Annotated in this window: 24 protein-coding genes and 1 tRNA gene; 16 read left to right on the top strand and 9 right to left on the bottom strand. The window is 58.2% G+C overall.

The annotated features are described in order from the left end of the window. Positions 1-101 precede the first annotated feature (101 nt). From ABLN94_RS15640 to ABLN94_RS15675, 8 genes are all read left to right on the top strand, one after another. Positions 102-1208, top strand: coding sequence for a cytochrome-c peroxidase (locus tag ABLN94_RS15640; RefSeq protein ID WP_352993882.1), 1107 nt, complete (start codon positions 102-104; stop codon positions 1206-1208). 11 nt (positions 1209-1219) lie between these two features. Continuing rightward, positions 1220-2407, top strand: a complete 1188-nt coding sequence (locus tag ABLN94_RS15645) for a cytochrome-c peroxidase (protein ID WP_352993885.1) — start codon at positions 1220-1222, stop codon at positions 2405-2407. Positions 2408-2412: 5 nt separating this feature from the next. Further along, entirely contained in the window at positions 2413-2982 is a 570-nt protein-coding gene (locus ABLN94_RS15650; RefSeq protein WP_352993888.1) for an arsenate reductase (azurin) small subunit, read from the top strand. A 14-nt stretch (positions 2983-2996) separates the two neighbouring features. Beyond that, positions 2997-5678, top strand: a complete 2682-nt coding sequence (locus tag ABLN94_RS15655; protein WP_352993890.1) for an arsenate reductase (azurin) large subunit — start codon at positions 2997-2999, stop codon at positions 5676-5678. A 145-nt stretch (positions 5679-5823) separates the two neighbouring features. Next, a complete protein-coding gene (locus ABLN94_RS15660; protein WP_352993892.1) occupies positions 5824-8025 on the top strand; it encodes a HEAT repeat domain-containing protein in 2202 nt (733 codons plus the stop codon). Positions 8026-8039: 14 nt separating this feature from the next. Further along, positions 8040-8525 (top strand): hypothetical protein, encoded by a 486-nt coding sequence (locus tag ABLN94_RS15665; RefSeq protein WP_352993895.1) that lies wholly within the window; start codon positions 8040-8042, stop codon positions 8523-8525. Continuing rightward, a complete protein-coding gene (gene glp / locus ABLN94_RS15670; protein ID WP_352993897.1) occupies positions 8518-9762 on the top strand; it encodes a gephyrin-like molybdotransferase Glp in 1245 nt (414 codons plus the stop codon). Before ABLN94_RS15665 ends, glp begins: the two co-directional genes overlap by 8 nt. Before the next feature lie 95 nt (positions 9763-9857). Continuing rightward, entirely contained in the window at positions 9858-10583 is a 726-nt protein-coding gene (locus tag ABLN94_RS15675; RefSeq protein WP_352993899.1) for a response regulator, read from the top strand. Here the strand turns inward: ABLN94_RS15675 and ABLN94_RS15680 are convergent. From ABLN94_RS15680 to ABLN94_RS15690, 3 genes are all read right to left on the bottom strand, one after another. Beyond that, the gene (locus tag ABLN94_RS15680) at positions 10544-11098 is read right to left on the bottom strand and encodes a GNAT family N-acetyltransferase (protein ID WP_352993902.1); all 555 of its coding nucleotides are present in this window, start codon (positions 11096-11098) and stop codon (positions 10544-10546) included. The genes ABLN94_RS15675 and ABLN94_RS15680 overlap by 40 nt on opposite strands. Continuing rightward, positions 11095-11649, bottom strand: coding sequence for a helix-turn-helix domain-containing protein (locus tag ABLN94_RS15685; RefSeq protein ID WP_352993905.1), 555 nt, complete (start codon positions 11647-11649; stop codon positions 11095-11097). The genes ABLN94_RS15680 and ABLN94_RS15685 overlap by 4 nt, the downstream gene beginning before the upstream one ends. Positions 11650-11768: 119 nt before the next feature. Beyond that, positions 11769-12785 carry a Fe(3+) ABC transporter substrate-binding protein gene (locus ABLN94_RS15690; RefSeq protein WP_352993908.1) on the bottom strand — a complete coding sequence of 339 codons (1017 nt, stop codon included), beginning with the start codon at positions 12783-12785 and terminating at the stop codon, positions 11769-11771. 361 nt (positions 12786-13146) lie between these two features. On the opposite strand from ABLN94_RS15690, the gene ABLN94_RS15695 reads away from it, so the two are divergent. After that, on the top strand, positions 13147-13554 hold the full coding sequence (locus ABLN94_RS15695) for a PA2779 family protein (RefSeq protein WP_352993910.1): 408 nt from the start codon (positions 13147-13149) through the stop codon (positions 13552-13554). 80 nt (positions 13555-13634) lie between these two features. Beyond that, positions 13635-14408, top strand: coding sequence for a PA2778 family cysteine peptidase (locus tag ABLN94_RS15700; RefSeq protein ID WP_352993913.1), 774 nt, complete (start codon positions 13635-13637; stop codon positions 14406-14408). A 132-nt stretch (positions 14409-14540) separates the two neighbouring features. Here the strand turns inward: ABLN94_RS15700 and ykgO are convergent, their stop codons facing one another. Continuing rightward, complete coding sequence (gene ykgO / locus ABLN94_RS15705) at positions 14541-14666, bottom strand: type B 50S ribosomal protein L36 (protein ID WP_008755722.1); 126 nt, start codon at positions 14664-14666, stop codon at positions 14541-14543. A gap of 90 nt (positions 14667-14756) precedes the next feature. After that, positions 14757-14831, bottom strand: a tRNA-Val gene (locus tag ABLN94_RS15710). Positions 14832-14980: 149 nt separating this feature from the next. Between ABLN94_RS15710 and ABLN94_RS15715 the strand changes: the two genes are divergently transcribed. Continuing rightward, on the top strand, positions 14981-15841 hold the full coding sequence (locus tag ABLN94_RS15715; protein ID WP_352993916.1) for an N-formylglutamate amidohydrolase: 861 nt from the start codon (positions 14981-14983) through the stop codon (positions 15839-15841). A 2-nt stretch (positions 15842-15843) separates the two neighbouring features. Here the strand turns inward: ABLN94_RS15715 and ABLN94_RS15720 are convergent, their stop codons facing one another. Together ABLN94_RS15720 and pyrF are read right to left on the bottom strand one after the other, a co-directional pair. Beyond that, the gene (locus tag ABLN94_RS15720; protein ID WP_352993919.1) at positions 15844-17097 is read right to left on the bottom strand and encodes a DNA polymerase IV; all 1254 of its coding nucleotides are present in this window, start codon (positions 17095-17097) and stop codon (positions 15844-15846) included. A gap of 347 nt (positions 17098-17444) precedes the next feature. Further along, complete coding sequence (gene pyrF / locus ABLN94_RS15725; RefSeq protein ID WP_170490997.1) at positions 17445-18149, bottom strand: orotidine-5'-phosphate decarboxylase; 705 nt, start codon at positions 18147-18149, stop codon at positions 17445-17447. Between the two features lie 151 nt (positions 18150-18300). Between pyrF and ABLN94_RS15730 the strand changes: the two genes are divergently transcribed. From ABLN94_RS15730 to dgt, 3 genes are all read left to right on the top strand, one after another. Continuing rightward, the gene (locus tag ABLN94_RS15730) at positions 18301-18621 is read left to right on the top strand and encodes a hypothetical protein (RefSeq protein ID WP_352993922.1); all 321 of its coding nucleotides are present in this window, start codon (positions 18301-18303) and stop codon (positions 18619-18621) included. 126 nt (positions 18622-18747) lie between these two features. Continuing rightward, complete coding sequence (gene clpB / locus ABLN94_RS15735; protein ID WP_352993925.1) at positions 18748-21366, top strand: ATP-dependent chaperone ClpB; 2619 nt, start codon at positions 18748-18750, stop codon at positions 21364-21366. Positions 21367-21457: 91 nt separating this feature from the next. Next, a complete protein-coding gene (dgt, locus tag ABLN94_RS15740; RefSeq protein WP_352993928.1) occupies positions 21458-22810 on the top strand; it encodes a dGTP triphosphohydrolase in 1353 nt (450 codons plus the stop codon). 52 nt (positions 22811-22862) lie between these two features. Here the strand turns inward: dgt and ABLN94_RS15745 are convergent, their stop codons facing one another. Further along, on the bottom strand, positions 22863-23618 hold the full coding sequence (locus tag ABLN94_RS15745) for a hypothetical protein (RefSeq protein WP_352993931.1): 756 nt from the start codon (positions 23616-23618) through the stop codon (positions 22863-22865). A gap of 474 nt (positions 23619-24092) precedes the next feature. On the opposite strand from ABLN94_RS15745, the gene msrP reads away from it, so the two are divergent. Next, positions 24093-24995 carry a protein-methionine-sulfoxide reductase catalytic subunit MsrP gene (msrP, locus tag ABLN94_RS15750; RefSeq protein ID WP_352993933.1) on the top strand — a complete coding sequence of 301 codons (903 nt, stop codon included), beginning with the start codon at positions 24093-24095 and terminating at the stop codon, positions 24993-24995. A gap of 20 nt (positions 24996-25015) precedes the next feature. Here the strand turns inward: msrP and ABLN94_RS15755 are convergent, their stop codons facing one another. After that, positions 25016-25654, bottom strand: a complete 639-nt coding sequence (locus ABLN94_RS15755; protein WP_352993936.1) for a hypothetical protein — start codon at positions 25652-25654, stop codon at positions 25016-25018. Positions 25655-25818: 164 nt separating this feature from the next. Between ABLN94_RS15755 and msrQ the strand changes: the two genes are divergently transcribed. Then, positions 25819-26433, top strand: coding sequence for a protein-methionine-sulfoxide reductase heme-binding subunit MsrQ (msrQ, locus tag ABLN94_RS15760; RefSeq protein ID WP_352993939.1), 615 nt, complete (start codon positions 25819-25821; stop codon positions 26431-26433). The last annotated feature ends 262 nt before the right edge of the window (positions 26434-26695 follow it).

Raw genomic sequence — 26695 nt, forward strand, 5'->3', positions numbered from 1 at the left:
TAATCTGGATCAAATCACCACGAAACAACTGGCCTTTACCCTTCGCTTAGCCGGTCCTCGGCCAACCCGTGTGATCGGATTAGCGATAAAGGGGCTTTTAGATGATGACCAAAGCCAGAACATGGTTCTCGGCGCTGTCGACAGTTTCACTGCTGACGATCTGCGCTGCATTACCGGTTCACCAGGCCCAGGCGGATGAGCCGGGCCCGGTAGAAGCCATAGAGTTCGATCCCGCCAAGGCGGCCCTTGGCAAACGTTTGTTTTTTGACCCGCGCCTGTCTGGCGACACCGAATTGTCCTGTGCCAGCTGCCACCAGCCGGAATACGGTTTTACCGATGGGCAGGCTCTGTCGGACGCCTATGCAGGGAACCTGCACTTCCGCAATGTTCCGACGTTGATTAACAGTGCCAAACGCGCGGCGTGGTTCCATGATGGGCGCATCGGCACCAATCTCAACGACGTGACCCGCGAAAGCATCACCGAGACCTATTCCATGAACATGGACATGCGTCTGATGCAGGAACGCATCAAGCAGGATCCAGTTTATGTCGAAATGTTCGAAGCCGCCGGATTTGGCGAGCCCTCGAACGGTGGTGTGCGCAACGCAATCCCGGAATACCTGAAAACGCTGATTTCGCGTGGCGCCCCTTTCGACACTGGTGAAATGTCAGAAGAGGCCAAGGCAGGCTATGAACTGTTCAACGCCAACGGCTGCATTTCGTGCCATTCGGGCGAGCGGTTCACAGATGACCTGCCGCATAACATTGGTGTTCCGGACAACCCGGACGTTTGGGCAACGCCCGAACGCCACATCACTTTCGTGGCTATGATGAAGTTCCTCGGTGTTGCGAATTACATGAACCTGCGCGCCGATCCCGGAGCGTATATCCGCACCCACACCGCGGACACGTTCGGTACCTTCATGACCCCGACGCTGCGCGAGCTGACTTACACCGCGCCGTATATGCACAACGGCTCGATTGCGACGCTCGAGGATGTGGTGGCCTTTTACAACGCCGGTGGCGGTGACGATGAAAACAAGGATCCGCGCATCAAGCCGCTGAACCTGTCCGAGACCGAGCAAGCGCAGCTGGTGGCCTTCCTCAAGGCGCTGTCCGGCGAGCCGCTGACCGGCCCGGAATTCGTCGCCGAGGGTATCGATACGGACTATGCGCCGATCGAAAACTGGCAAGACGCGACAAACTGAGGAGTGGACCCATGAAAGACCTTTCGTCTTACTTCAAAGGCACAATCGCCACCGCTGCCCTGTTTGCCGTTCTTGGGTCGCAGGCCATTGCGGAAACCAGCATGGAGATTGAGGCCGGTATCGGCGGGGCAGACCCCGACCCGGATGCGCCATTGGTTGCGCTGGGCGAGCCGCCCATCCCGCTGGACAACCCGCAGACCGACGCCAAGATCGAACTGGGCAAGATGCTGTTCTTCGATCCGCGTCTGGGTGGCAATCCGTCGACCCCGTGCTCGGCCTGTCACAACCCCTATATCGGGTGGGATGTCGAGGCGCCGATCTCGTTCGGCTATCCCGGCACGACCCACTGGCGCAACAGCCAGACCATCGTGAACTCGGCCTATTACGGCAAACTGTTCTGGGCGGGCTCATCGAAAAGCCTTGAGAGCCAGGCCAAATCCGCCGCAGGCGGCGCGGTCGCCGGCAACGGCGAGGCCGACATGATGGAGGCCCGTCTGGCCTTCGTTCCGGAATATGTCGAACGCTTCAACGATGTCTTCGGTGATCAGTGGCCACGCGTCGGTAACGCTTGGCGGGCCATCGCTGCGTTTGAACGCACGATTGTGCAGACCGACACGCCCTTCGACAACTATCTGCGTGGCGATGATGCGGCCCTGACCGAGGAACAGAAACGCGGGCTGGAGCTGTTCACCGGCAAGGCGCAATGTTCCGAATGCCACAACGGCGCGCTGCTGTCGGATGAGAAATACTACAACACCGGCGTGCCCGCCTATGACGGTTGGCAGGACGATGGTCTGGCGCAAGTGACCTTCCGGTATGAGCTATATGCCAAAGGCTCGACCGAAGAGATGTATCGCCACACCAAGGACGACCCCGGCTTTTATTTCCGCACCAAGGAAAAGGCCGACAAGGGCAAGTTCCGCACACCGTCCCTGCGCTATACCCTCTATACCGAACCCTACATGCATAACGGCATGCTGGCGACGCTCGAGGATGTGGTCGAATTCTACAACCAGGGCGGCGGCGAGAATGAGTTCTCGGATAACAAATCCCCGCTGATCCAACCCCTTGGTCTGAATGACCAGGAGAAATCGGATCTGGTGGCCTTCCTGAAATCCCTGTCCGGCGAGGAAATCCTGATCGAGGAACCCGACCTGCCGGATTACCAGCCGCTTCCTGCGGTTGCAGCAGAGGAGTAAGCGTCATGACAGATCATAACGCAACCGGATGCAGCTGTTCGGGCGAGGCCAAAAAGGCCTGCACCGTGAACCGCCGCCAGTTCCTGTTCGCCTCGGGTGCCACGACCTTTGCCGTGATGGTGGCGATGCCCACCCGTCGCGGTCAGGCTGAGCAGGTTCCAGCGCTCGTGTCCACCTATCCGCGCAAGCTGATCGGCAAACTGTCCGAACTGGAACAGGACGTGCCGGTCGAATTCTACTACCCGGACGAGGGCGACTATTCGGACTCGATCTTGGTCAAGACCGGCGTGGAAAGCGGCGGCGGCATCGGTCCGCAGAAAGACGTTGTGGCCTTCAACCTCACCTGCACCCACCAGGGCGGGTCGATGTATGACAGCTACAAGCCGGAACATAAGGTGCTGGGCCCATGCCCGCTGCACCTGTCCACCTATGACGTGACACGGCACGGTATCCTCGTTTCGGGGCAGGCCTACCAGTCGCTGCCGCAGGTTCTTTTGGAACTGGATGGCGATGACATCTACGCCGTTGGCATGTTCGGCCTGATCTACGGCCGCTACGACAACCTGATTGCATAAGGGGAGACGGTATCATGGCAACCCCGTATTACGTACCCGAAACCAACGTCCCGCTGCCGCCCAAAGGCGCCGAGGTCATCTCGACTGCCTGCGATTACTGCATCGTGGCCTGTGGTTACAAAGTCTACCGCTGGCCAGTGACGGCCAAGCCCGGTGGCCCCACCGCGGACGAGAATGCCTTTGGCGAGGACTTCCCCGTAGCACCGCTGGGTGCCTGGGTCGCGCCGAACCAGCACAATATCGTGCTGCACAAAGGCCAGCCGCACCACGTGGTGATCATCCCTGACAAGGACACGCAATACGTCAACACCGACGGCGACAGTTCTTTGCGGGGCGGGTGTATCGCACAGAAGTGCTATAATCCGCAGACGCCGACACGGGACCGTCTTAAGACGCCTCTGATGCGGATTTATGGCACCTTGATGCCGGTTCCGTGGGATCTTGCGCTGGATGTGGCGGCTGAGGTGGGCAACCATGTCATCGCCAAACACGGCACCAATGCTTATGGCGTCAAGACCTTCAGCTATCAGTATATCGAGAACACTTATGCGATCTCGAAATACGCGCTGCGCCATATCAACACTGCAAACTTTACCTTTCACGACACGCCGTCCGATGTAACCTCGACCCCCGGTTTCCGGGATGCAGGTTTCGACAATTTCGGCCCGTCGTATGAGGATTGGCGGGATGCGGAAACTCTGTTGGTCTGCGGTACTGATCCGTATGAGACCAAGACGATCCTCTATACCCAGTGGATGATGAAGGGGATGCAGAACGGTCAGAAGGAAATCTATCTGATCCCGCGCCGCTCCGCTGGTGTGGCCCATGCGGAAAAGATGGGTGGCCTGCATATAGATGTTTTGCCCGGCACCGACCTGCTGGTCGTCAACGCCATCGCCCGCGTCATCGTGGAAAATGGCTGGGAAGACAGCGACTGGATTCAGAAATGGGTCAACAACAAGTGGGAAAGCTCGTCCGGTTTCGGCCAAGGCACCCGCAACACGCCATGGCAGTGGCGCACCACCTGGGGCAAGTTCCAGACCAAAGGCTTTGAAGACTGGAAAGAATGGCTGCTGTCGCAGGACGAATTCGCGCCTGAGACTGCTGCGGCCATGGCCGAAATCGACGTGCAGAAGATCTACACCGCTGCCGAATGGCTCGCCAAACCCAAGGATGACGGTTCGCGCCCAAAAACCTCGATCATGATCGAGAAAGGGTTCTACTGGTCCAACAACACTGGCAACACGCAGGCGATTTCCGCGCTGGGCATCATCTGTGGCTGTGGCGGCCGTCCGGGTCAGGTCATTGGCCGGGCCGGTGGTCACCAGCGGGGCGGCGTTAAGGGCGGGAAATATCCGCGCAACAAATCGCCCGAGAAACTGCCGGGTCGCCGCCGCCGCGCGATGGATACCGACCGGTATCTGATCGCAGGTCATACCCGCATGGCCCACGTGATCGGCACCACCTGGATCCAGTCCATGTGCGGTAGCCAGCAACTGGCCGACAAGTTCGAGGAACTCACCGTCCGAAACCCGAACCAGATCGCCTCTTTCGACAAGCAAGAGATGATCGACACGCTGAAGGCCCGCGCCGACAGCGGCGGCATGGTGGTGATCAACCAGGACATCTATCTGCAGGACCCCATCGGCAACCGCTACGCCGACATCGTGTTCCCGGCGGCAACCTGGGGTGAAGAGGATTTCCTGCGGGCCAACGGCGAACGCCGTCTGCGGCTCTATCAGAAGTTCTATGATGCCCCTGGCGCGGCAAAGCCCGACTGGTGGATCATCGCGCAACTGGCACAGCGGATGGGCTTTGACGGGTTCGACTGGCAGAACTCGAACGAGGTCGCCGAAGAGGCCGTGCGCTTTACCCGCGGGTCGCGCAAGGACTTCCACGCGGTCTATCGTCTGGCCAAGATGGAAGGCAAAGGCCTGCATCAGAAGGTCCGTGAGTTTGGCACCGACGGTGTGCAATGCCCGGTCATGCTGGATGCCGATGGCATCACACTGATTGAAACCAAGCGTCTGCACGACACGACCCGTACGCTGCCCGATACCGGCGCCGCAGGTAAGGATGTGTTCAACAAGAAGCTGACGCATTTCAACAGCCAGACTGGCAAGTGCAACATCCAGAAATCGCCTTGGGGTCTGTTCTCGGACTATTGGGAATGGCTGAAACCCAACAAGGAAGAAGGCGAGCTTTGGGCCACCTCCGGCCGGATCAACGAACGCTGGCAATCCGGTTTCGACGACCGCCGCCGCCCGTATATCGTGCAGCGCTGGCCGGAAAACTGGGTTGAGATTCACCCCGACGATGCGGCCGAGCGTGGCATCGAAAGCGGCGACTATGTGATGGTCTATTCTGAACGGGTTCCGGGCAACAAGACCACGCTGCTGGGTGTGGAAGGCGATGACTTCCAGTTCTCGAAACTGATGGAGAACGGGCATATCGAACTGACCAAAGCGGCGATCACCGCCGTGGCCATGGTCACGCCCGCCATCAAGAAGAGCGTGGTCTACATGGACTTCCTGCACATGCAGCAGCCCGCCAACGCGCTTGAGGGCCGGATCGTCGACTGGATCAGCGGCAACTACAACTACAAGATGGGCGTTGCCAAGCTACGCAAATTGGGGCCGAGCCCCTACAAGACCTCGTTCCGTACGATGTCCTTTGCACCGCGCGACATCGCCTGATGACCGCTTTCCGGGGGGCGGACGCCATGCCGCCCCTCGGGTCTGGTCCCACTGCAGAAGGGACCACCTGGAAGGCAGGTATCGGTTGGGAAACCTGTCTTCCACTTCCCCAACCTCTCCCAACCGCAAACATGGCAGACCTGATATGAACATGCATTCCGATACCGCCCTGCGTGATGAGGCCACCAGCCTGCTCTCTGATCACGCAAAATCTGAATATGACGTGATCCGCCTGCGCGCCATTCAGGCCCTGACCGCCATTGGTGCCAGCAAAAGCCCGGCTTTTGTCGAGGCACTGTTGGATGACGATGAAGACGTCCGTCAGGACGCTGCCCAAGCGTTGGGCGCACTGGGCGTGCAAGAGGCCGCGCCGCAATTGCTGGAAAACCTGATCCACGATCCTTGCGGCGAAGTCAAACTGGCCTGCGTGACCGCTCTGGCCGAGCTGAAATCCGAAGACGCGGCGCCGTATCTGCGCGCCCTCGTGACCGGACGCGGGGAAGAGATCACGTGGGACGAAGACGAGTTGCACCAAGATGAGTGGGACGACTGGCTCGATACCCAGATCGCCGCGATCAAGGCTTTGGGTCGGATGGGCGACGCGTCGGCAATTGAGCCCATCGTCATGGCCTTGATGGACGAGGATGGGCAGGAACTGGGTGACGTCGCTTGTGAGGCGCTGGGCCGGATCGGAGAGCCGTCCGTGCCGACTTTGGGCGTGTTTACCCAATCCTCGAACCGTCGCCTGCGCCACCGCGCCCTGCGGACACTGGCCTCGATTGGCGGGTCCGAGGCCGAAGCCATTCTGCGCAAGGCCGTCACCGACAAAGACGGGGCCGTGCGCCTGATCGCCTATGAGGCGCTGATGCCGAACGATGCCGCGCTTGTCGAACAGGCCCTGACCGACGCGGTCGAAGACATCCGCATCGCGGCGCTGAGCCTCTCGGGCTTTTCCGAGCCCGAACTTCTGGACCGCATGATGCGCGACCCCGGGGCCAAGGTGCAGTTGGCTCTGATTGAAAGGTTGGACCGCAACACGCCGATTGCCGATCAGAACGATCTGCGCTGGCAGGTGCTGGATTTCCTTGCCACCGGTCAACAGCCCGAGGTCTCGGCACAAGCGTTGGGCCTGCTGGCTGCTTTGGCCCCGGAACTAGTGGCTGATAGACTAAACGAGCTCTTCTCGGTGGAGTCAGATGACCTCAATGCCGAGCGGCTGCAATGGGCCATCGTCGATGCGCTGGCGACGTCTCCCCTGCGCGAAGCGGCCGAGTGGTTGCAGCGCGCCTGCCGGTCTCCGTTCCGGTCGGTGCGGCTGAAGGCCGTGGCATCTCTGGCAATGATCGTCACAGACGAAAGCCGCCCGCATGTGAACCAGCAACAGGGGCGCGAAATGCTGTTGTCCTTTGCGCTTACGCCGATGCCCATTTCGGAGAAAGTGCCCGAAGAAACGCCGCAAACCGACATCGCCGCGCTGGAAGAGGCGGGTTTAGATGTTTCCGAGGCAGGCGAGAACGGTCCGACCTCCAGCCTTGGCGCGATCTTGGGCCATGACGCCATTGCGGCCGAGATGACGCAGGAGGCTGAGGAAGACGAAGTCCAACCCCTGACCCCGCGCGAACAGGCGTTGCTGGCCAAGGCGACCCGCCACCCCAAACGGCGCCGCGTTGCGCTGGACGATGACGCCAACGCGCTGGATCGCGAGACCCGCATGTCCGCCATCCGCCTTTTGGGCGAGGTGAAGGGTATGCAGATCATGCTGGCTCAGATTGCACAAGATCTCGAGACCGAAATTGCGCAACAGGCGTTCGCAGCGCTGGCCGCTTCGGTGGCGCGACATGGTACGGAGCTGGCTGAAGATCAGCTGGTCGATCTGATTACCAAGGGGCTGTCGCACACGGATTCCGCCCTCTCGCTACAGGCCCTGAAACTGCTGCAACAGGCTGATCTGCCGCATCAGGACGCGCTGCGCGGCAAGCTGCGGGCGATGTTGAAAACCGGAGATACCCCGTTCCGCATCGACGCCATGCACATCCTGACCCGATGGGACGGCACCCCGGATGTGGCCCGCAGCCTGCTGGACGATATCTCGGCCCCGGTGCGGCAGTCGGCAATGCGACTGCTGTCCGAGACCGCTCCGGATCAGGCGGCCGCCGCAATTGTGCCCTTCCTGCTGGCCAATCCGGAACAACGCATTCTGACCTATGTCAATGACAGCTCGCCTGCGGTGGTGTCGATTGGGCGCAGTTTGCTGGCCGAGCTGCGCGACCATGACCGCCGAGCCCAATGGCCAGTAATGATTAGCGCGCTGGCCGATTTGCTGGGAACCCCATCACAGGCGGCCTGAACCCGGAGGGACAGATGACGACTTGGCTGAGGACAGTTGCGGCGATTCTGGCGGGGGTCATAGCCCTTGCCTCGGTTGCACAGGCTGAGGATATCCCCGAGGTCGCGGTGGTGCATCAGATCATCGACCTGAACGCGGACACGCCAGCCCATGCCTTTCGGTTCGACCCGAAACTGCTGCGCGTTCCCGCCAGATCGACCGTCCGTTTCAAGGGCTCGACCGGGCGGCACACGGTGACGTCGATCATTCGGATGATCCCTGTGGGCGCGCGCGCCTTTGAGATTCGTGGCAAGCCCGAGATGGACCTGAGTTTTGAGAAAGAGGGCGTCTACGGCATCCGCTGCCGCGTTCACGGGCGGCACGGAATGGTGATGCTGCTGGTCGTCGGAGACCCTAGTTCAAATCTGGAGGAAGCCCGCGCCTACCTGCCCAAGCTGGGCGAGGCGGAACGCGCGGGGTTTGAAGAGTTGTTCGCACAACTGGAGGACCCAAATGGCTGATGGATGCGCCTGCGACCGGCACGCTCATATGTATCTGACGGTATCCGAGGCTCTGACCCGGGGGCTGTCCGTCGCCGATCCGATCGGGGAGACCGAGACCGTACCGCTGATTGACGCGATCGGTCGGGTGTTGGCCGAGGATTGCACCAGCAAGGTCGATATGCCCGCTTTCGACAACTCGGCCATGGATGGCTACGCGGTTCGAACGGCCGATCTTGGTAAGGGCCCCTTGTTCGACCTGTCGGTCGGCGGTCGCATCGCGGCCGGGGACAGCGGCGCGTATGATGCGCCTGCGGGCAGCGCACTGAGGATTTTCACTGGCGCTCCGGTGCCCGCCGATTTCGACGCCGTGCTAATGCAGGAGGATTGCGAGGTCAGCAACGATGGCATCCGTTTTACGCGCCGCCCCAAGCCTGGGCAACACATCCGCCGTGCGGGTGAAGACCTGAAAGCAGGCGCGCCAATCCTGCGGCGAGGATGTGAGATCACCGCACGTGAAGTCGCCGCGCTGGCCTCGGCCGGGTATGGCGAGGTGACAGTTTATCGCAAACTGAAGGTCACCATCTTCTCAACCGGCAGTGAGCTGCGGCAGCCCGGTGAAGAACTGGGACCGGGTCAAATCTACAACTCGAACCGTTTTATGCTGCGGGCTTTGCTGGACAAACCATGGATCGACCTGACCGACAAAGGGCCGGTCGAAGACGACCCCGCGCGGCTGGAACAAGTTCTGCGCGATGCCTGCGACAGTGCTGATCTGATTGTCACTACAGGTGGCGTGTCGGTGGGCGACGAAGATCACATGCCCCGCCTGTTTGCCAAAATCGGTGGCAAGACCGACGTGATGAAGGTGGCGATGAAACCGGGCAAGCCGATCATGTTCGGTCGCAGGGGTGATGCGCTCTATGTCGGCCTCCCGGGTAATCCGGTGTCGGCTTTTGTGACCTGGCAAATTATCGGCTCGCATATGATGGCGCGCCGAGCAGGTCTGCATCACGCGCCGCAGATCCCGGAGCCGGCGATTCTGGCCGAACCGTTGGACCGCAGGGCCGGACGTCAGGAATATCGCCCTGTGATGATCGAAGGCACCACGCCCGATGGCACGCCGAGGCTGCGCCTGATGGCGGAGTCCTATAGCGGGCGCGTTGCTCTGTTGGCTCAGGCAGATGGCCTCGCTATTATTTCCGCTGATACCGGGGATCTGCCCAAGGGCCACGCCCTGCCATTTCTGCGGTTTTGAATACGACGTCTGAACACGCCGCGTTCTTGCAAGACCCAAGCGGCAACGGCTACAAAAGTCCCGCGCCAGCTCAACCCGCCCGCCCGGACCCGACTATGGTGAAAGAACATATCCTTGTCGTCGATGACGACCCGCAAATTACATCTTTCCTGCAGCGCTATCTTGAGAAACAGGGCTGCCGGGTCAGTTGTGCTGCCGACGGCAATGCGATGGATGCGATTCTGGAATCTTCCGAGATCGACCTGATCCTGCTGGATATCGGTCTGCCCGGGCGCAACGGGTTCGATATCACGCGTGAATTACGGGTCCAGTCCAACATACCCATCATCGTTCTATCTGGTCGCGATGAGATTTTTGACCGGGTTGTGGGGCTGGAATTCGGGGCTGACGACTACATCACGAAACCTTTTGAGGCGCGCGAGGTTCTGGCCCGCATCCGTACTGTTCTGCGCCGCGCGCGGCCAGAGGAGAAGGTGGTGAACGGGTCGGACACTCCGTTGATCAAATTCGGCGACTGGGTGTTGAACGTCAATGAGCGCACTCTGACGGCCGCGGGTGCGACTGGGCCGACGCCTCTGACCACCACTGAATTCGACGTGTTGCTGGCCTTTGTCACCAATCCGCACATGGTGTTTTCGCGCGATCAACTGCTGGACAAGGCACGCGGGCGTGAAACCATTGTCGGAGATCGCACCATCGATGTGCATGTGGCGCGGCTACGCAAGAAGATCGAACCTGATCCGTCGGTCCCGACCTTCATCAAAACCGTGCATGGTATCGGCTATTGCTTTGCCGCCAATGTGCGCAAGACGTCGGCCTGACTGAGATCCTTGAACATATAGGTTGTAGGTTCCAGCCGATTCTCAAACGGGTTGCGGCAATAGTTCGGAATCTCGCCGGCGATCTGGAATCCAAGGCTTTGATACAGGATGCCCGATGGATCTGTACTGCGCGTGTCCAGCACGAGAAGAGACCGGCCCAAAGCGATTGCGCGATCCTGAAGGGCGGCCATCAAGGCGCGCCCCAGCCCCCGACGTCGGGCTTCGGGGTGAACCAGCAGTTTGGCGACATCAGCGCGATGCGGTTGGTTCGGCATCATCGCCGGGATCAACTGTACCGTGCCCAGAATACGGCCGTTGTCGCGGGCAACGAACAGGTCCAGCGCGCCGGTCAGCAGGTCCGGGCGGACGCGGTTCTGCCAATACGCTTGGGCCTGATCGGGCGCGAAGGGCAGGATGAAGCCAATACTCGCACCGTCATGTACACAGGCGTGCAAGATGTCGGTCAGATCGTCCAGGGCGGCGTCAAAGCCGGTTTCATCCAAGCATGAGATCATATCAGCACCAACAAGTAGCGCGCGCCACGCGCGGGCGATGTTTCAAACCGCGTCTGCCCCGAAAGGTGATAGCGCAGGCAATCACCACCATTCAGTTCGTGGGCGACCCCATCCACCGTGAGTGTCAATGCGCCATCCAGCATGATCAGGTGATGCTCCTGCCCGGGTTTCGGCGGCGTGTCATAGGTTATCACCGTGTCGGGGGGCAGGTGGCCTTCAAGCACCTCACCGCTGAGGCCGATGGCCGGAGGAGACACCGAGCGGCGAGTAAACCCGGTTTCCGGGTCACGCCATTCCGGCTGCCTTTCAAATGGTACACGAGGGTCGAAACTATCCTCGACCATCATCAGCAAGCGCGACATTGGCAGGCCGTAGGCCGCGCAGAGACGCCCCAGCGTTTCTGCGGTGGGGCTGACATCGCCTTTCTCCATCCGCGAAAGGGTGGCCCGACTGATACCGCTGAGTTCAGTCAGTTGATCCAGCGACCAGCCCTGGCTGCGACGCAGTTCGCTAAGACGGGTGGCGAGGCGGTTTGAGAGATCATCCAGCATGTTTCAAATATGAGAATTGTGACCACTTCTGGAATAATCAGATAAAATTAATACAATTACAACAGGAAAGGGCGCAGAAATATCCGCGCCCTTCAGACTGCTCAAGGGTTTGGTCTGGCTTACTTCCAGCCAACCTCGTTGAAGATTTTCTGTGCCTCGGGGAGGTTTTTGGCGACTTCCGACAGGTTCACCTCATCCGCTTTGAAGTCGCCCAGGGCCTTGACTGAATCCGCAAGCACGACGCCTTCGACTGCCGGGTATTCGTCATTGCCGGCCGAGAAGTATTGCTGGGCCGAGTCGCTGGCGAGGTACTCCAGGAACAGGATCGCGTTGTCCTTGTTGGGCGCGCTCGCTGCAACGCCAGCGCCGGACAGGTTCATATGCGCGCCGGTGCTGTCCTGATTGGGGAAGACCCACCCGATCGAGTCGATATCGGCGGACACGCCTTGGACGTCTTTGCGGATGGCGCGGCCAAAGTAGTAGGTGTTCGACACGGCGATGTCGCACTCGCCCGAAACGATACCGCGCAGCTGGTCGGTGTCACCACCCTGCGGGTCGCGCGCCATGTTAGCGACGACGCCTTCGGCCCAGGCCTTGGCGGCCTCAGGGCCTTCATGGGTGATGATCGAGGCCAGCAGCGTTTGGTTATAGGTGTTGCTGGACGACCGGATGCAGACCAGCCCCTTGTATTCGGGCTTTGCCAGATCGGCATATGTGGCCGGCGGGTTGGTCACGTTTTCCTTGTCGAAAAAGATGATACGGCCTCGCTGCGAGAAGCCGAACCATTCGTTATCGCTGTCTTGCAGGTTGGCCGGGATACGCTCTTCCAGAACGGCGCTGTCGATCGGTTGCAGAATACCCGCGTTCTTGGCGCGAGCCAGACGCGAGGTGTCGACGGTCAGCAAAACGTCAGCAGGCGAGTTCGCCCCCTCGGCTTCCATCCGTGCGATCAGTTCATCAGCCTTGCCTTCGATGCGGTTGATGGTGATGCCGGTGGCCTCTTCGAAATCGGTGTAGAGGCGCTCGTCGGTGTCGTAGTGGCGTGAGGAATAGAGGTTCAGTTCACCTTCGGCGGCAGCAGAGGTTGCAATCAGAGCCGTCAGGGCGGCGGCAACGCAGGTAGAGGATTTCAGCATCATGTGTCCCAACATTGATAATCTTGGCGGGGTAAACCCGACTGAAATGGTCAATTAAACGATTCTCGGGGGGATGCAAGAAAATCCGACAGAAATACTTGGGCAAAAGGTCGCTGCTGTTCGGCCCCAGAATTGCACCGCATCATTTGAACGAAAATTAGCTGCTTGGGTTTCGAGAGAGAATTTAGACCTCTTCGGTGAGTCGCGGTCGGGTTTAGCGAAAACTAGATGCAATACGTTGTCCGGTAGCAGAGCTTGGTTCCAGGAAGGTTGCATTCAACTGTCGCCTGCTAAACAATAGCCGATGATGATGCTTACAAAGCGTTCTCGAGCGAGGCAGATATCGGGAGGTTGCCAAAAGATGGGCTTTCAAAAGATTGCGCGGGGCAGTGTGGTGACATTTGTAGCCCTGCAAATGCTGTTGGCGACACAACTAAGCACAATGGCGCAGGCCGAAATGCTCAGTACTGGCGAAGTAATCTCAAGATATGAAACCTACGCCAACCGCGTTTTTTTGCTAAATGAACTCGACAAGCAAGAAGTTCGTGACGAGCTTATTGCGATGGGCGTGGATCCTAAAGAGGCCGAAACGCGCTTGAAGGCACTATCGAACGAAGAAATAGCTTCTGTTCTGACGCAAATGGAAAACGAAACTGCCGGAGGCAACGGTGTCGTCGGCGCATTGCTTACGGTGTTCATAATACTGTTGGTAACGGATCTGCTGTGTCTAACGAAAGTGTTTCCCTTTACCCGGTGTGCGGGCCGCTGATCAGTTTTCCCCGTCTTCGTTTCCAGACTTGGATTGTTATCCTGCTGAAGGTTTTGCTTGTTGCGTGCACGCAAAAGCAGATGCCGATTACGTCCGGGTTAGATGTTCCAGCGCGCGCTGCGGTTAAGGGGGTTCCGGTCATCAAGCAAAACGAATTCCATTGCGGGCCTGCATCTCTCGCAATGGTTTTTCAGTGGTCCGGGTTGGAAGTCACCCAAGTTGAGGTCGCAACCCAATCCTTTACGCCCGGTGCAAAGGGAACATTTCTCGCCGATATGATCGGTGCTGCCCGACGGCAAGAGATGCTGGCCGTCCGTCTTTCGTCAATGGAAGAATTGCTGGATGAAGTTGCGGCGGGACACCCGGTCATCATATTTCAGAATCTCGGATTCAAATGGGCACCGCGATGGCACTATGCGGTCGTGGTCGGGTACGATTTGAACAGCGATAAAATCATCCTTCATTCCGGCGAACATGAGCGCATGACGATGGATCTACAGCTGTTCCTAAGGACATGGCGGCGGGGAGAGTATTGGGCACTGGCCGTTTTGCCGCCAGGCCAGTTGCCGATGAGCGAAGACCAATGGGCTACCCTTCGTGCGGCGGCAGCACTTGAACAACTGGGCCATACCGACGCTGCAGAAAAGATCTATGTCAGCGGTGGAACCCGCTGGCCGGATAATTGGATTTGGGCATACGGCCTAGGCAACGCTCTATACCAGAAAGGTGATCTAGAAGGTGCGAAGAAGGCGTTTGTAAGAGCCAAAAAAATTGATCCTACGCCTCCGGAAATCCATCACAACCTGAAACAGGTCGTCGAGGAAATGTCCCAAGCAGATGGCGGCTCGAATTAAAAAAGTATCAGAACTGGTTGCTGTCCGGGCGATATGTTTGGTCAGTGACCACAAGATTTTCCATGTAGAAGATCCAAGGAATCAAAAAACCGCGCCCAAAGGCGCGGTTCTTATAAACGGTATGTGCAGCTCTTAGCCCTGGCGAGCTTTGAACTTGCGCTGCGTCTTGTTGATCACGTAGACGCGGCCTTTGCGACGCACAATCCGGCAGTCGCGGTGCCGGTTCTTGAGCGAGCGGAGCGAGTTCTTGACCTTCATTGGTCTGTCTCCAATCTGCGGCGCCTTTATCAAGGACGTGGCCAGCGCCTGGGTTAGCGGGTGCCCCGGAAACCCGGAACAGTGAAACGATGGTGGGCGGTACAAGGATCGAACTTGTGACCCCTTCGATGTCAACGAAGTGCTCTACCGCTGAGCTAACCGCCCACTTAACCTTCGCGTTGTCTTGCCCCATAACGAAATGGGGCGCGGAACCCCGCGCCGGTAGCGGGGTCTATAAAAGGAGTCGCAAAGGGGTTCAAGGGGTTTGGTAGAACTATTTTCCGGTCTATGTTCAAAGCGAACAAGGAGTCACCATGAAGAATACGCCCTATGTATTGGATATGCCCGCCAGTCGAACGTCTTGCGTGGTATTTTCTTCCCCTCATAGTGGCCGGAACTACCCCGAAACGCTGCTAAGTCGCACGGTATTGAGCGAAAATGTGATTCGCTCCTCGGAAGATGCCTTTGTGGATCAGTTGTTTTCAGCGGCCGTCGATTATGGCGCTCCGATAATTTCGGCGGTGATGCCGCGCGCCTATCTGGACCTGAACCGCAGTGCCGAGGAACTAGACCCCGCGTTGATTCAGGGTGCGCGAAGATCAGGACACAACCCTCGTGTGGCTTCGGGGTTGGGGGTGATTCCCCGCGTGGTGGCCAATGGGCGCGCAATCTATCGCGGCAAACTGACGATGGATGAGGCGCGCCTGCGCATCGACACCTGCTGGCGACCGTATCATGCCCGTATCAAGTCCTTGCTGAAAGAATCACACAGTGCCTTTGGGCAGGCGATCCTGATTGATTGCCACTCAATGCCGCGTGAAGCTGTAGCAATGGCAAGAAACTCGAAATCCAGACGGCCGGATGTTGTGTTGGGTGACAGGTTCGGCGCATCTGCTTCGAGCGAGGTCGTGGATCAGATCGAAGCGGCCTTTTCCGCGGCAGGATTGAACGTGGCACGCAACGCCCCCTTTGCCGGAGCCTATGTGACCCAGACCTACGGTCGTCCCGCGCGCCAACAGCACGCGGTTCAGGTTGAAGTCGACCGGGCGCTGTATATGGACGAAGCCCGGATCGAGCCAAATGAGAATTTCAGCGCGTTTCAGGCAATACTGCGCGATGTGATCCAAGACATCGCTGGTATCGGAGATGAGCGACTGCCTTTGGCGGCCGAGTAACCTCAGCGCAGGGCACGGCCTTTCACGATTGCATCACTGCCAAAGCGGCGGCGTATCTCATCGGTAGCGCGTTCGGCCTGCGATCTCTGAGCGGCGCCGGGGTCCAGCAGGTCGCCCGAGATATCGGCTTGCGACTCGGGGCACAGGTCAGACAGGCCGACGCCCAGCAGGCGATAGGGACCCTGATCTCCAACCTGATCGAACAATCCCCGCGCCGTACGATAAAGGCGGTCGGCGATCTGTGTCGCGTCCCGCAACGAAACGCGTCGTGTGATGATCTTGTGATTGGCTTTCTTCAGCTTCAGCGTGACAACCCGCCCGGCCAGTCCTTTGGCTTTGGCGCGATCAGCCACCTTTTCAGACATACGCCATAGATGACCGTCCAAAATGTCCAGACTGGCGGTGTCCTCGAAAAACGTGGTCTCGTTGCTGATGGACTTCATCGGCTCATGCGCCGAGACGCGTCGTTTGTCCTGGCCTCGCGCCAGATGCCAGAGCCGATAGCCCATTGAGCCAAAGCGAGCGGTCAGCGCCTCCTGATCCCAGCGCAGTAGGTCCGAAAAACTGCGTATGCCCGCGCGGTCCAGTGCTTCCTGTGCGGCGGGGCCTATGCCCCAGATCATGCGAACCGGTTTGTCATGCAGGAACTCAGCCGTTTCCGCCTTGCCGATCACCGAGAACCCGCGTGGCTTGTCCAGGTCCGAGGCGACCTTGGCCAGAAACTTATTATGCGACAGACCGATTGAGCCGGTCACGCCCAGTTCGTCCTTCATACGTTTCACCAGCCGGGCCAGCATCACGGCGGGCGGTGCGCCATGCAGACGCTGTGTCCCGGACAGGTCCATGAAGGCTTCGTCCAGTGAGAGCGGCTCGACCACGGGGGTCAGCTCGTCCATCATCTTGCGGATCTCGCGCGATACTTCGGCATAGGCGGACATGCGCGGCTTGATTACCACCGCATCAGGGCAAAGTTGCAGGGCTTTGAACATCGGCATGGCTGATCGTACGCCGCGAATGCGCGCAACATAGCAGGCGGTCGACACCACTCCGCGTTTGCCGCCGCCGATGATCACGGGTTTGTCCGCCAGTTCCGGATTGTCGCGCTTTTCGACCGAGGCGTAGAAAGCGTCGCAATCCATATGCGCGATGGACAGGTCGAACAGTTCCGGATGCGCCTTGACCCGCGGGCTGCCACAGGCCGGGCAGCGCCGTTCGTCAGTCAATGTGGTTAGGCAATCTCGGCAGAGACCGGGCATGCAAATCTTCCCGATTTGTTCAGGGGTTTTCTTATATCAGCCCCAGCCTCCGCGCAAAGGCCGGTCGGAGATTCCATGCAGGTTATGCTTTGAAAGAAGACCCCCCGCGAAGTGGCGGGGGGAGGTGACGGACCTCAGGAAGAGACGGTCCGCGGGGAGTATCACGGCACCAGAATCTCTTAAAAACGCGGATTTCGATAGGACCTAGATCACTCAAACAAAACTCGTGTTTTGCATGTGTGTTTTGGGGCACAGGGACGATTTGGCGCGGCAAGGCCAGAAAGTGACGTTAGGTCAACTGCTTGCGCGCCAAACTTGCGCAAAAATCCGCTTATCTGGTGGTTCGTTTAGTGCTGTGTCAAGGAATTTAACTCGGCAAGAACCGCCTCTGCCGCTGCCTTCGGGTCTTCTGCCTGATAGATCGGGCGCCCGACAACGATGTGGTCAGCCCCGTCGCCGATGGCGCTCGCCGGGGTGGCAACGCGCTTCTGATCACCTAGGGCCGCGCCTGTTGGTCGGACGCCGGGGGTGACGATCAGGCGTCCTTCGGCCTGAGGAAGCGCACGTATCAAGGCAGCCTCTTGCGGGCTGGCAATAACGCCGTCGGCCCCGGCCTCCAGTGCGCGGGCCGCACGCTCCACCACCAACTCTTGCACGTCGCCTTCTTTCAGAAGGCTGGCGTCCAGGTCATCGCGGTTCAGCGAAGTCAGGATGGTCACAGCCAGAATCTTCAGGTCTTTGCCCGAGGCGCCCTCTTTCGCGGCGCGCACCACATGCGGGTCGCCATGTACGGTCAGGAAGTCCAGATCAAACTGGGCCAGCCCACGGACGGCGTTTTCCACCGTGTTGCCGATGTCGAACAGTTTCATGTCCAGAAAGATGCGCTTGCCGTGATCCTGTTTCAGCTCATTGGCCAAGGCCAGCCCGCCGCCAGTCAGCATACCCAACCCGATTTTGTAGAAGGACACTGCGTCGCCCAGCCGCTCGGCCATAGCCAGCCCCTGCAGGGCGTTTGGAACATCAAGGGCAACGATCAGACGGTCATCGGACATGGGGCAAGCTCCTTTTTGGCAAACGTCTGCGTCCTAGCGGGTTCCGCGCGGTCTGTCCATGCACGACGAGTGGCTGATCCAAATCAAGCGATCAGGTGATGATTGTGCTATGGTAGCCGACATTCACACGCGCGTTTTCGATGGGGGGATTATGAAATCAGCACTGTGTATTGGGATTTTAGTGGTCGTAGCGGGATGCCAGCAAAGGCCGTTGCAGCCCGAAGCTGCGGATACGGTGATCAGATCCCCTACCAATCAGGATCTACGCCTTGTGCGTGGATATCGGTCCACTGATGACGATTGCCAACTGACCGGTGAAACCTCGTTTACTGTCAATTTTTTGGACGATGCGGCGGATTTGGTCTCTTGCCCGACGGGCAGCGATGCGGCGCAATCACTGGTTGAGATGTATGCAGCCCGAGAGGTGGCGGAAACTGGTGGCTATACTGTCTATTCCGTGCCGCGCCGATAACAGTGAATCTGTGGTTTAGCCTCTTGAACGGACAAAGATATTTCCCAAATGGAATGTGAGGCCCAGACCGACGCGTGCTGCCAAGCGGGCGCATCACATTAAGGGCGCTTAGAAAAGGAGAATAATATGGACTTGAACAAGTTCACCGAGCGGGCACGGGGGTTCGTGCAGGCGGCGCAGACGATTGCGCTGCGCGAGGGGCACCAAAGGCTGGAGCCCACACATATATTGAAAGCATTGATGGATGACGATCAGGGGTTGGCCAGCAATCTGATCACACGCGCGGGCGGCGCGCCGAACCGCGTGGTTGAGGCGTTGGACGCGGCCATGGGGAAAATCCCGAAGGTCAGCGGCGATGCAAGCCAGATTTACATGGATGGTCAGACCGCCAAGGTATTGGACGAGGCGCAAAAGATCGCCACCAAGGCTGGCGACAGTTTTGTCCCGGTCGAGCGCGTGTTGATGGCGCTGTGCATGGTGAAATCCAAAGCCAAAGAGGCGTTGGAAGCCGGTGCTGTATCCGCGCAAAAACTGAACGAAGCGATCAACGATATCCGCAAGGGTCGCACCGCTGACACCGCATCGGCGGAAGAAGGCTATGATGCGCTCAAGAAATACGCGCGCGACCTGACCGAGGCCGCGGCTGAGGGCAAGATCGACCCGATTATCGGACGTGATGAAGAAATCCGTCGCTCGATGCAGGTTCTGTCGCGCCGCACCAAGAATAACCCGGTTCTGATCGGGGAGCCCGGCGTTGGTAAAACCGCAATTGCCGAGGGCATGGCCCTGCGCATCGTCAATGGTGACGTGCCGGAATCGCTGAAGGACAAAAAATTGCTCGCGCTCGACATGGGCGCGCTGATCGCCGGTGCGAAATACCGTGGTGAGTTCGAAGAACGCCTCAAGGCCGTTCTGACCGAAGTAACCGAGGCTGCCGGTGAGATCATCCTGTTCATCGATGAGATGCACACGTTGGTCGGAGCCGGTAAATCTGACGGCGCAATGGATGCCGCCAACCTGATCAAGCCTGCGCTTGCCCGGGGTGAGCTGCATTGTATCGGCGCGACCACGCTGGACGAGTACCGCAAATACGTCGAAAAAGACGCGGCCCTTGCGCGTCGGTTCCAGCCTGTGATGGTCACCGAGCCGACGGTTGAGGACACGATCAGCATCCTGCGAGGCATCAAGGAAAAGTATGAGCTGCACCACGGTGTGCGCATCTCGGATTCGGCGTTGGTATCGGCTGCGACCCTGTCGCATCGCTATATCACAGACCGGTTCCTGCCCGACAAAGCCATCGACCTTGTTGATGAGGCTGCCTCGCGGTTGCGGATGGAGGTGGACTCCAAGCCCGAGGAACTCGATCAACTGGATCGTCAAATCCTGCAAATGCAGATCGAGGAAGAGGCGCTGAAGCTTGAGGATGACGCGGCCTCGAAGGATCGTCTGGAAACCTTGCAAAAGGATCTGGCCGACCTTCAGGAGAAATCCGCCGAGATGACTGCTCAGTGGCAGGCCGAGCGCGATAAGCTGGCCGGTGCCCGTGATCTGAAAGAGCAACTCGACAAGGCGCGTGCTGATTTGGAGATCGCCAAGCGCGAAGGCAACCTCGCCAAAGCGGGTGAACTATCCTACGGCGTCATCCCCGAGCTTGAGAAAAAGCTGACCGAGGCCGAGAACGCCGAAAGCAATGCCATGATGGCCGAGGAAACGGTGCGCCCGGAACAGATCGCCTCGGTGGTCGAGCGCTGGACCGGTATCCCGACCTCGAAAATGCTGGAAGGTGAGCGCGAGAAGCTGCTGCGGATGGAAGACGATCTGCATTCCCGTGTGATCGGTCAGGATGCGGCGGTCACCGCTGTCGCCAACGCTGTCCGCCGTGCGCGCGCGGGTCTGAATGATGAGAACCGCCCACTGGGCTCGTTTCTGTTCCTTGGACCGACCGGTGTTGGCAAAACAGAGCTGACCAAAGCCGTGGCGAACTTCCTGTTCGACGACGACAACGCGATGGTGCGCATCGACATGTCCGAGTTCATGGAGAAACACGCGGTCGCCCGTCTGATCGGTGCTCCTCCGGGCTATGTCGGGTATGACGAAGGCGGTGTGCTGACCGAAGCCGTGCGGCGCCGGCCTTATCAGGTCGTGCTGTTCGACGAGGTCGAAAAGGCGCACCCGGATGTGTTCAACGTGCTGCTGCAGGTTCTGGATGATGGCGTACTGACCGACGGTCAGGGTCGTACCGTGGACTTCAAGCAGACGCTGATTATCCTGACGTCGAACCTTGGGTCTCAGGCGCTCAGCCAGTTGCCCGAGGGTGCGGATAGTGCGCAAGCGAAACGTGACGTGATGGATGCGGTCCGGGCGCATTTCCGGCCCGAATTCCTGAACCGTCTGGACGAAACGATCATCTTCGACCGGCTCAAGCGGGCCGATATGGATGGCATCGTCGATATTCAGATGGCGCGTCTGCAAAAACGCCTGGCCGCCCGCAAGATCGAGCTGGTTCTGGACGATGGCGCCAAGGAATGGCTGGCCAACGAAGGCTATGATCCGGTCTTCGGTGCGCGTCCGCTGAAGCGCGTGATCCAGCGCGCCTTGCAGAACCCGCTGGCCGAAGCTCTGCTGGCCGGTGAGATCAAGGACGGCGAGACCGTCCCGGTGACCGCCGGGACCGATGGTCTGATCATTGGCGACCGGCTCGGCACGTCAGACCGGCCACGCCCGGACGACGCCGTGGTGCATTGATCCATACTGAAATGGACGTGAAACCCGCCCTTTCAAAGGGCGGGTTTTTGTGTCAGCAAGCGATTGAAAAGTGTAGAAGGAATTCTGCTTAATGGCGAAAATGAACTGGGCGCAACTGCTGAATACGGACACTTTTGACAACAAACAGGAACAAGCCGCGCGCCCGTCCTATGTCATTGCCGCCGACAGAATCACCTTTTCGGCCCCGTTCCGGCGTTTGGCAAACAAAACACAGGTTCATCCACTGTACGACAATGACCATCTGCGCCATCGTCTGATCCATTCAGAAGAGGTGGCAAGTGTTGGCCGCTCGATCGGCATGCGGATTGGTAGCTGGCTAGCAGAGGAAAAGTATATCGCGTCAGAAGATGCTCACAAAATCGCTGGTGTCGTGCAGGCGGCGTGTCTGGCCCATGATGTTGGCAACCCGCCGTTCGGACATTCAGGCGAGGAAGCGATTGGTAAGTGGTGCAGCGAGCAACTGCACGGCGGCTTTCGGGCCTTTCAGGGTATTGCCAGTGACCGCTGGCACGAGTTCGAGAAGTTCGAAGGAAACGCGCAAGGGTTCCGTATTCTGACACGGCTGGAAATGTACCGGAACGAGGGCGGCATGTGCATGCCCAACGCGGTTCTGGGCGCGTTCATGAAGTACCCGATGGGGGCCGAGACATCGAAACGCCTGAAACAAAACAAGTCGCAAAACGACTTGTATGTCGGGGCAAAGAAGTTCGGTTTCTTTGAATCTGAACGGCCGTATTTTGAAGCTGCTGCCGCCGCGATGGGACTTATCCAAGCGCGCGGCCCCGATGATAAAGGCTGGTGGAGAAGGCACCCATTGGTCTATCTGGTCGAGGCAGCGGATGACATTTGCTACAATATCGTTGACCTCGAAGACGGGTATTCCGCCGGGGACTTGCCCTGCAAAACTGTCGAGGACCTGTTGTCTGCCATAGCCATTCCAACCAAGCGGAATCAGGATGGATATACCGAGTATGAGCGGATCAGCTATCTGCGCGCCCGTGCAATCGGCGGCGCGATAAACGCCTGTGTTGAGGCGTTCAATGACAATCATGACGCGATTTTGGACGGCAGCTTATCGGATTCCTTGATTGGTGTGTCCAGCAAGGCCAAGGATTTTGAGGCGATCAAGGATCTGGCGCATGCGCAACTCTTCACTGCCCCGCGCAAGACCCGGCTTGAGGTGAAAGGGCGCAATGTGATCCGCAAAGTGCTTGACGGCCTGTGCCCGGTTTATGAGGAACTGGCCCAACGAAACTGGAATGAAGATGCCTTGCCCGACTACGAACGGCAGCTCGTCAATGCGGTCAAACTGGACCTGCGCGATGTCAGCGATGCCTACACCGCTCTGCATTCGATGACCGACTTTGTATCAGGCATGACCGACAGATATGCCGTGCAGGTGTCAGACATGCTGTCCGGCTAACCCAAAAGGTTATGTCAACGCAAAGATACGCGCTGGTCCGCCGGAGGCGCCTCTACCGGTTGCCAAACTCTCGACTTTTGCGCAACGCGCGCAGATCTTCCGCGCTCATTCTTGGTTCCGCTTGTGCATTCGTTTGCGATGGTTGCTTTTGGCTGGATTGCAGTAGTTCAGACAATTTGGGGCTCTCGTCGCGCAAACGCAGGTACCCCAAAACACCGCCCGCGCATTGCAGGCTGAAAGCCCAAGTACCGATCAGCATGTAGATGATGAAGAGAACGATCAAAGACCAGATCGGACGGATGGGCGCGAAGCCATCCGTCATGCTGTTAATCTCCATCAGGTCTGCCTGCAGCGTTTCAGCGTAGCCCGTCAGCACGAAAACTATGATTAGACCGGCATGCAAAATGAGCATACCCACATAGCTGCAGATGGTCAGCGCGAATAACGGGCCGAACGAAGCGCGAAAATGTCGGAACGGCGTATAGTGAAGACCGTCGGGATCCCGCCCGATCGAGGCAGACGTGATTGGTACAAGCAGGCTGGCCCGAATCGAGCATATGGACAGAAACACCGAAATCAGCGCCAGAGGCGCCGCGAAGGCCCAAGCCGTGTCTGCATATTGATTCACAAGATCGGTGACTTCGTTCTGACGCAGAATGTCAGGGGATATCAGCACCACGGATACACCGGCCACGAGGACAAGAATCAGGGTCACACTCACACCCTCCACCGCGCCGTAGATCACTGCGGGCACGAACAATCCCCAAACTCTTATACCGGGCCGAACGCCCTTTGCTTGGAAGCCCATTCTTGTTCCGATCAAAGTCGGTAGGACACTGGATGACGCCATAATCAGAAATGTCAGTATGAATGACAGCGCAGGAAACAGCAGGCCAATCAAAAAACCCACGAGGAGCCCAACAAATGCATAGAGCGTCAGACCAATCAACAAAACTGGCGAAACAAGAGCCAAGCGCCAGAAAATAGAAAAAGACAAAGGGAAGGCTTGAGTAAAGAGCAACGCGTTAATCTCTGGTTAATGTTTCGTTGTAGATCGAGGTATCGAAGCCTGCCGTACCGTGCCAGTCCTTTTCAGAAATCCCGTCCAAAGCTACGGGCAATGTGTCTTTTGGGAATCGCGAGGTTCGCCGCGTCAGGCCGCGCCTGTTGGCTTTATCCGATACGTTACAATCTCGTCTCTCAATCGTGACGCTTGTTTCCTTGGCTCTGTGCTATCAGCGGACTACCTCACATCCGAGGTTTTTTGACGACGGAGACATACATGGCGCATCGCTGGACCAACACATTGACACGTGCAGACGTCACCCCGAGGGCGGCGTTCCTGAACCGGCGGCAGCTTATGGCCGGGCTTGCAGGTGTTGGACTGGCGGGGGTGGCACGGGGTGCGTCGGCACAGGAGGCGCTGGAGCCGAACTCTTGGGAGGAGATCACCTCTTACAACAATTTTTATGAGTTCGGCACCGGCAAGGATGATCCCGTGAAATACGCAGGCGCCCTGACCACCGAGCCGTGGAGTGTCAAGATCGACGGGCTGGTCGATAATCCGGGCGATTATGATTTCAAGGACATCATGTCCGAGATGACGGTCGAAGAGCGTATCTATCGCTTCCGATGTGTCGAGGCCTGGTCGATGGTGATTCCGTGGAACGGCTTCGAACTGGCGGACCTGCTGAATATGGCAGGCGTGCAGGAAGGGGCTAAATACGTGGCCTTTGAAACGGCCGTTATCCCCGAGGAGATGCCCGGCGTGCGTTACCCCATTCTGGATTGGCCCTATCGTGAAGGCCTGCGTCTGGATGAAGCCATGCACCCGCTGACAATCATGGCCACCGGTATCTATGGCCGCCCGATCCCGAACCAGAACGGTGCGCCTTTGCGTCTGGTGGTGCCGTGGAAATACGGCTTCAAGTCGATCAAGTCGATTGTGCGGATCACTCTGACGGATGTCGAGCCGCCCACCAGCTGGAACATGTCCAACCCGCGTGAATACGGCTTCTATAGTAATGTGAATCCGAACGTGGATCACCCGCGCTGGTCACAGGCCTCGGAACGTCAAATTGGTGGGGGCTTGTTTGCGAAGCGTATCCCGACCCTGATGTTCAACGGTTATGAGCAAGAGGTCGCGGGGCTTTACGAAGGTTTGGATCTGACTGCGAACTATTGAAACTTCCGGCGGCTCGGGCCTTAAAACCCGAACCTGTTTGCAAGCGTGAGCGCTGGGGCCGCTAGCCCGTTGCTGCGGTTCTGCTGTGCGATGGCTTCCATACGGGAAACGAACTCAGCCCGGTGAGAGAGGAATTTCGGGATATAGAGAGGCTTTTGTTGAGCAAACGTTAGCACCAGTGCCGGACGTTTCTCGTGAACCCGGATGTCGACAAGATCAGACAGGTTACGTTCCTGTTTGCTTGCATCAACGCCGTAGCACTCGATGAATGACCCGTCGTAGACGACCTTTTGGACAAAGAGCAACATGAACCAGGAATATCCGAAAAACAGACAGAGAGCGATCAGAGCGCCTTTGCGGATCAACGGGTCATGGACGCCGACTGAATCCCACAGCGGAGACATATCGGTTGTCAGAAACAGGGCCAACGCAAGTATGGGGGCCAGAACACGCAATCCCCACGGCGGACGCAATTCAGTTATCCCGTCCACACGGTTCGGTGAAAACGAGTTGAACATTGAAGAGATGAAGGACATTCCAACCTCTTCCAGGCTTTCGTCATTGGCGAAAACAGATGTGCGCCCCTTGCTGTTGCGCCAACGGGTCAGCCCCCAGCTTATGAATATACCGACGCCAAAGCTCAACAGAACGGTTGTCATCAACTCATCGTGGGACACTAAAGTTACTCCGCGTAATTATTTGCTTAGTCAGGATTGGTGATTTTTGAATGTTGTCAGTGGTATAATGCCCCGGAAATCAGACGGAAATTTGGCAAGCAACCCTTTGAACTGGAGCTAATTCGGAATTGGGATCAGGAAAAATCATGGATCGGTTAAATCTAGTCTTCCGACGGATTCCAATCTGGGCGGTCTACGCGCTGGGCGCGTTTCCCGCGCCCTGGCTGTTCTTTCAGGGACTAACCGGTGGCCTGGGAGTCGATCCGATCGAGGCGCTCGAGCACCGGTACGGTGAACTGGCTCTGCAGCTTTTGATTGCTGTATTGGCGATTTCACCTTTGCGGCGATTCTTGGGACTTAACCTGCTCAAGTTCCGTCGTGCCCTTGGTGTGCTGACATTCACTTATGTCAGCCTACATCTATTGGTTTGGTTGGTTCTGGACGTGCAAGTGCCCAGCCAGATTTGGGCGGATATCGTCAAACGTCCCTATATTACGGTCGGCATGGCCGCATTTGTTCTGTTGCTCCCCTTGGCGATTACATCGAACAATCTGTCCGTGCGAAAACTGGGCCCGCGTTGGCGTAGCTTGCAGCGACTTGTCTTCCCGGCGGCGATTTTGGGCGGGCTGCACTACGTCATGTTGGCCAAGGGCTTTCAGATCGAGCCACTGATCTATCTGTCCGTGATTGTCGGCCTTCTGTTGTTGCGCGTGCCCTTTTCGGACCTGCTGACTCGCGTGCGCCAGGCCGATTCCGCCTGATACGCCGCTGAGTCTGTGGGTAACCCTGTGCAAAAGCCAGGATTCGGGAGGGGGAGTATCGAAATTCGCAGATATTTCACGGAAAGGATTTTCTTAAATATTTGAAATATAATGATTAAATGTGATTTTTTGGTTTTTTGCAAGTTTCTCGAATTTTCTGCTTGCGGAGGTTTGTAGTAAACCTTAGAACCCCCTTCACCGGCGCTGCTGAGGCGGTGCTGACGGGTCGGAGAGACGGCCAGACGGACTGGAAAGACGGTTG

The organism is Ruegeria sp. SCP11, assembly GCF_040329455.1.
Classification (GTDB): domain Bacteria; phylum Pseudomonadota; class Alphaproteobacteria; order Rhodobacterales; family Rhodobacteraceae; genus Ruegeria; species Ruegeria atlantica_E.

Coding starts and splice junctions, on each gene's coding strand:
- ABLN94_RS15640 (WP_352993882.1), top strand. CDS start 102: ATGATGACCAAAGCCAGAACATGGTTCTCGGCGCTGTCGACAGTTTCA.
- ABLN94_RS15645 (WP_352993885.1), top strand. CDS start 1,220: ATGAAAGACCTTTCGTCTTACTTCAAAGGCACAATCGCCACCGCTGCC.
- ABLN94_RS15650 (WP_352993888.1), top strand. CDS start 2,413: ATGACAGATCATAACGCAACCGGATGCAGCTGTTCGGGCGAGGCCAAA.
- ABLN94_RS15655 (WP_352993890.1), top strand. CDS start 2,997: ATGGCAACCCCGTATTACGTACCCGAAACCAACGTCCCGCTGCCGCCC.
- ABLN94_RS15660 (WP_352993892.1), top strand. CDS start 5,824: ATGAACATGCATTCCGATACCGCCCTGCGTGATGAGGCCACCAGCCTG.
- ABLN94_RS15665 (WP_352993895.1), top strand. CDS start 8,040: ATGACGACTTGGCTGAGGACAGTTGCGGCGATTCTGGCGGGGGTCATA.
- glp (WP_352993897.1), top strand. CDS start 8,518: ATGGCTGATGGATGCGCCTGCGACCGGCACGCTCATATGTATCTGACG.
- ABLN94_RS15675 (WP_352993899.1), top strand. CDS start 9,858: ATGGTGAAAGAACATATCCTTGTCGTCGATGACGACCCGCAAATTACA.
- ABLN94_RS15680 (WP_352993902.1), bottom strand. CDS start 11,098: ATGATCTCATGCTTGGATGAAACCGGCTTTGACGCCGCCCTGGACGAT.
- ABLN94_RS15685 (WP_352993905.1), bottom strand. CDS start 11,649: ATGCTGGATGATCTCTCAAACCGCCTCGCCACCCGTCTTAGCGAACTG.
- ABLN94_RS15690 (WP_352993908.1), bottom strand. CDS start 12,785: ATGCTGAAATCCTCTACCTGCGTTGCCGCCGCCCTGACGGCTCTGATT.
- ABLN94_RS15695 (WP_352993910.1), top strand. CDS start 13,147: ATGGGCTTTCAAAAGATTGCGCGGGGCAGTGTGGTGACATTTGTAGCC.
- ABLN94_RS15700 (WP_352993913.1), top strand. CDS start 13,635: ATGCCGATTACGTCCGGGTTAGATGTTCCAGCGCGCGCTGCGGTTAAG.
- ykgO (WP_008755722.1), bottom strand. CDS start 14,666: ATGAAGGTCAAGAACTCGCTCCGCTCGCTCAAGAACCGGCACCGCGAC.
- ABLN94_RS15715 (WP_352993916.1), top strand. CDS start 14,981: ATGAAGAATACGCCCTATGTATTGGATATGCCCGCCAGTCGAACGTCT.
- ABLN94_RS15720 (WP_352993919.1), bottom strand. CDS start 17,097: ATGCCCGGTCTCTGCCGAGATTGCCTAACCACATTGACTGACGAACGG.
- pyrF (WP_170490997.1), bottom strand. CDS start 18,149: ATGTCCGATGACCGTCTGATCGTTGCCCTTGATGTTCCAAACGCCCTG.
- ABLN94_RS15730 (WP_352993922.1), top strand. CDS start 18,301: ATGAAATCAGCACTGTGTATTGGGATTTTAGTGGTCGTAGCGGGATGC.
- clpB (WP_352993925.1), top strand. CDS start 18,748: ATGGACTTGAACAAGTTCACCGAGCGGGCACGGGGGTTCGTGCAGGCG.
- dgt (WP_352993928.1), top strand. CDS start 21,458: ATGGCGAAAATGAACTGGGCGCAACTGCTGAATACGGACACTTTTGAC.
- ABLN94_RS15745 (WP_352993931.1), bottom strand. CDS start 23,618: ATGGGCTTCCAAGCAAAGGGCGTTCGGCCCGGTATAAGAGTTTGGGGA.
- msrP (WP_352993933.1), top strand. CDS start 24,093: ATGGCGCATCGCTGGACCAACACATTGACACGTGCAGACGTCACCCCG.
- ABLN94_RS15755 (WP_352993936.1), bottom strand. CDS start 25,654: ATGACAACCGTTCTGTTGAGCTTTGGCGTCGGTATATTCATAAGCTGG.
- msrQ (WP_352993939.1), top strand. CDS start 25,819: ATGGATCGGTTAAATCTAGTCTTCCGACGGATTCCAATCTGGGCGGTC.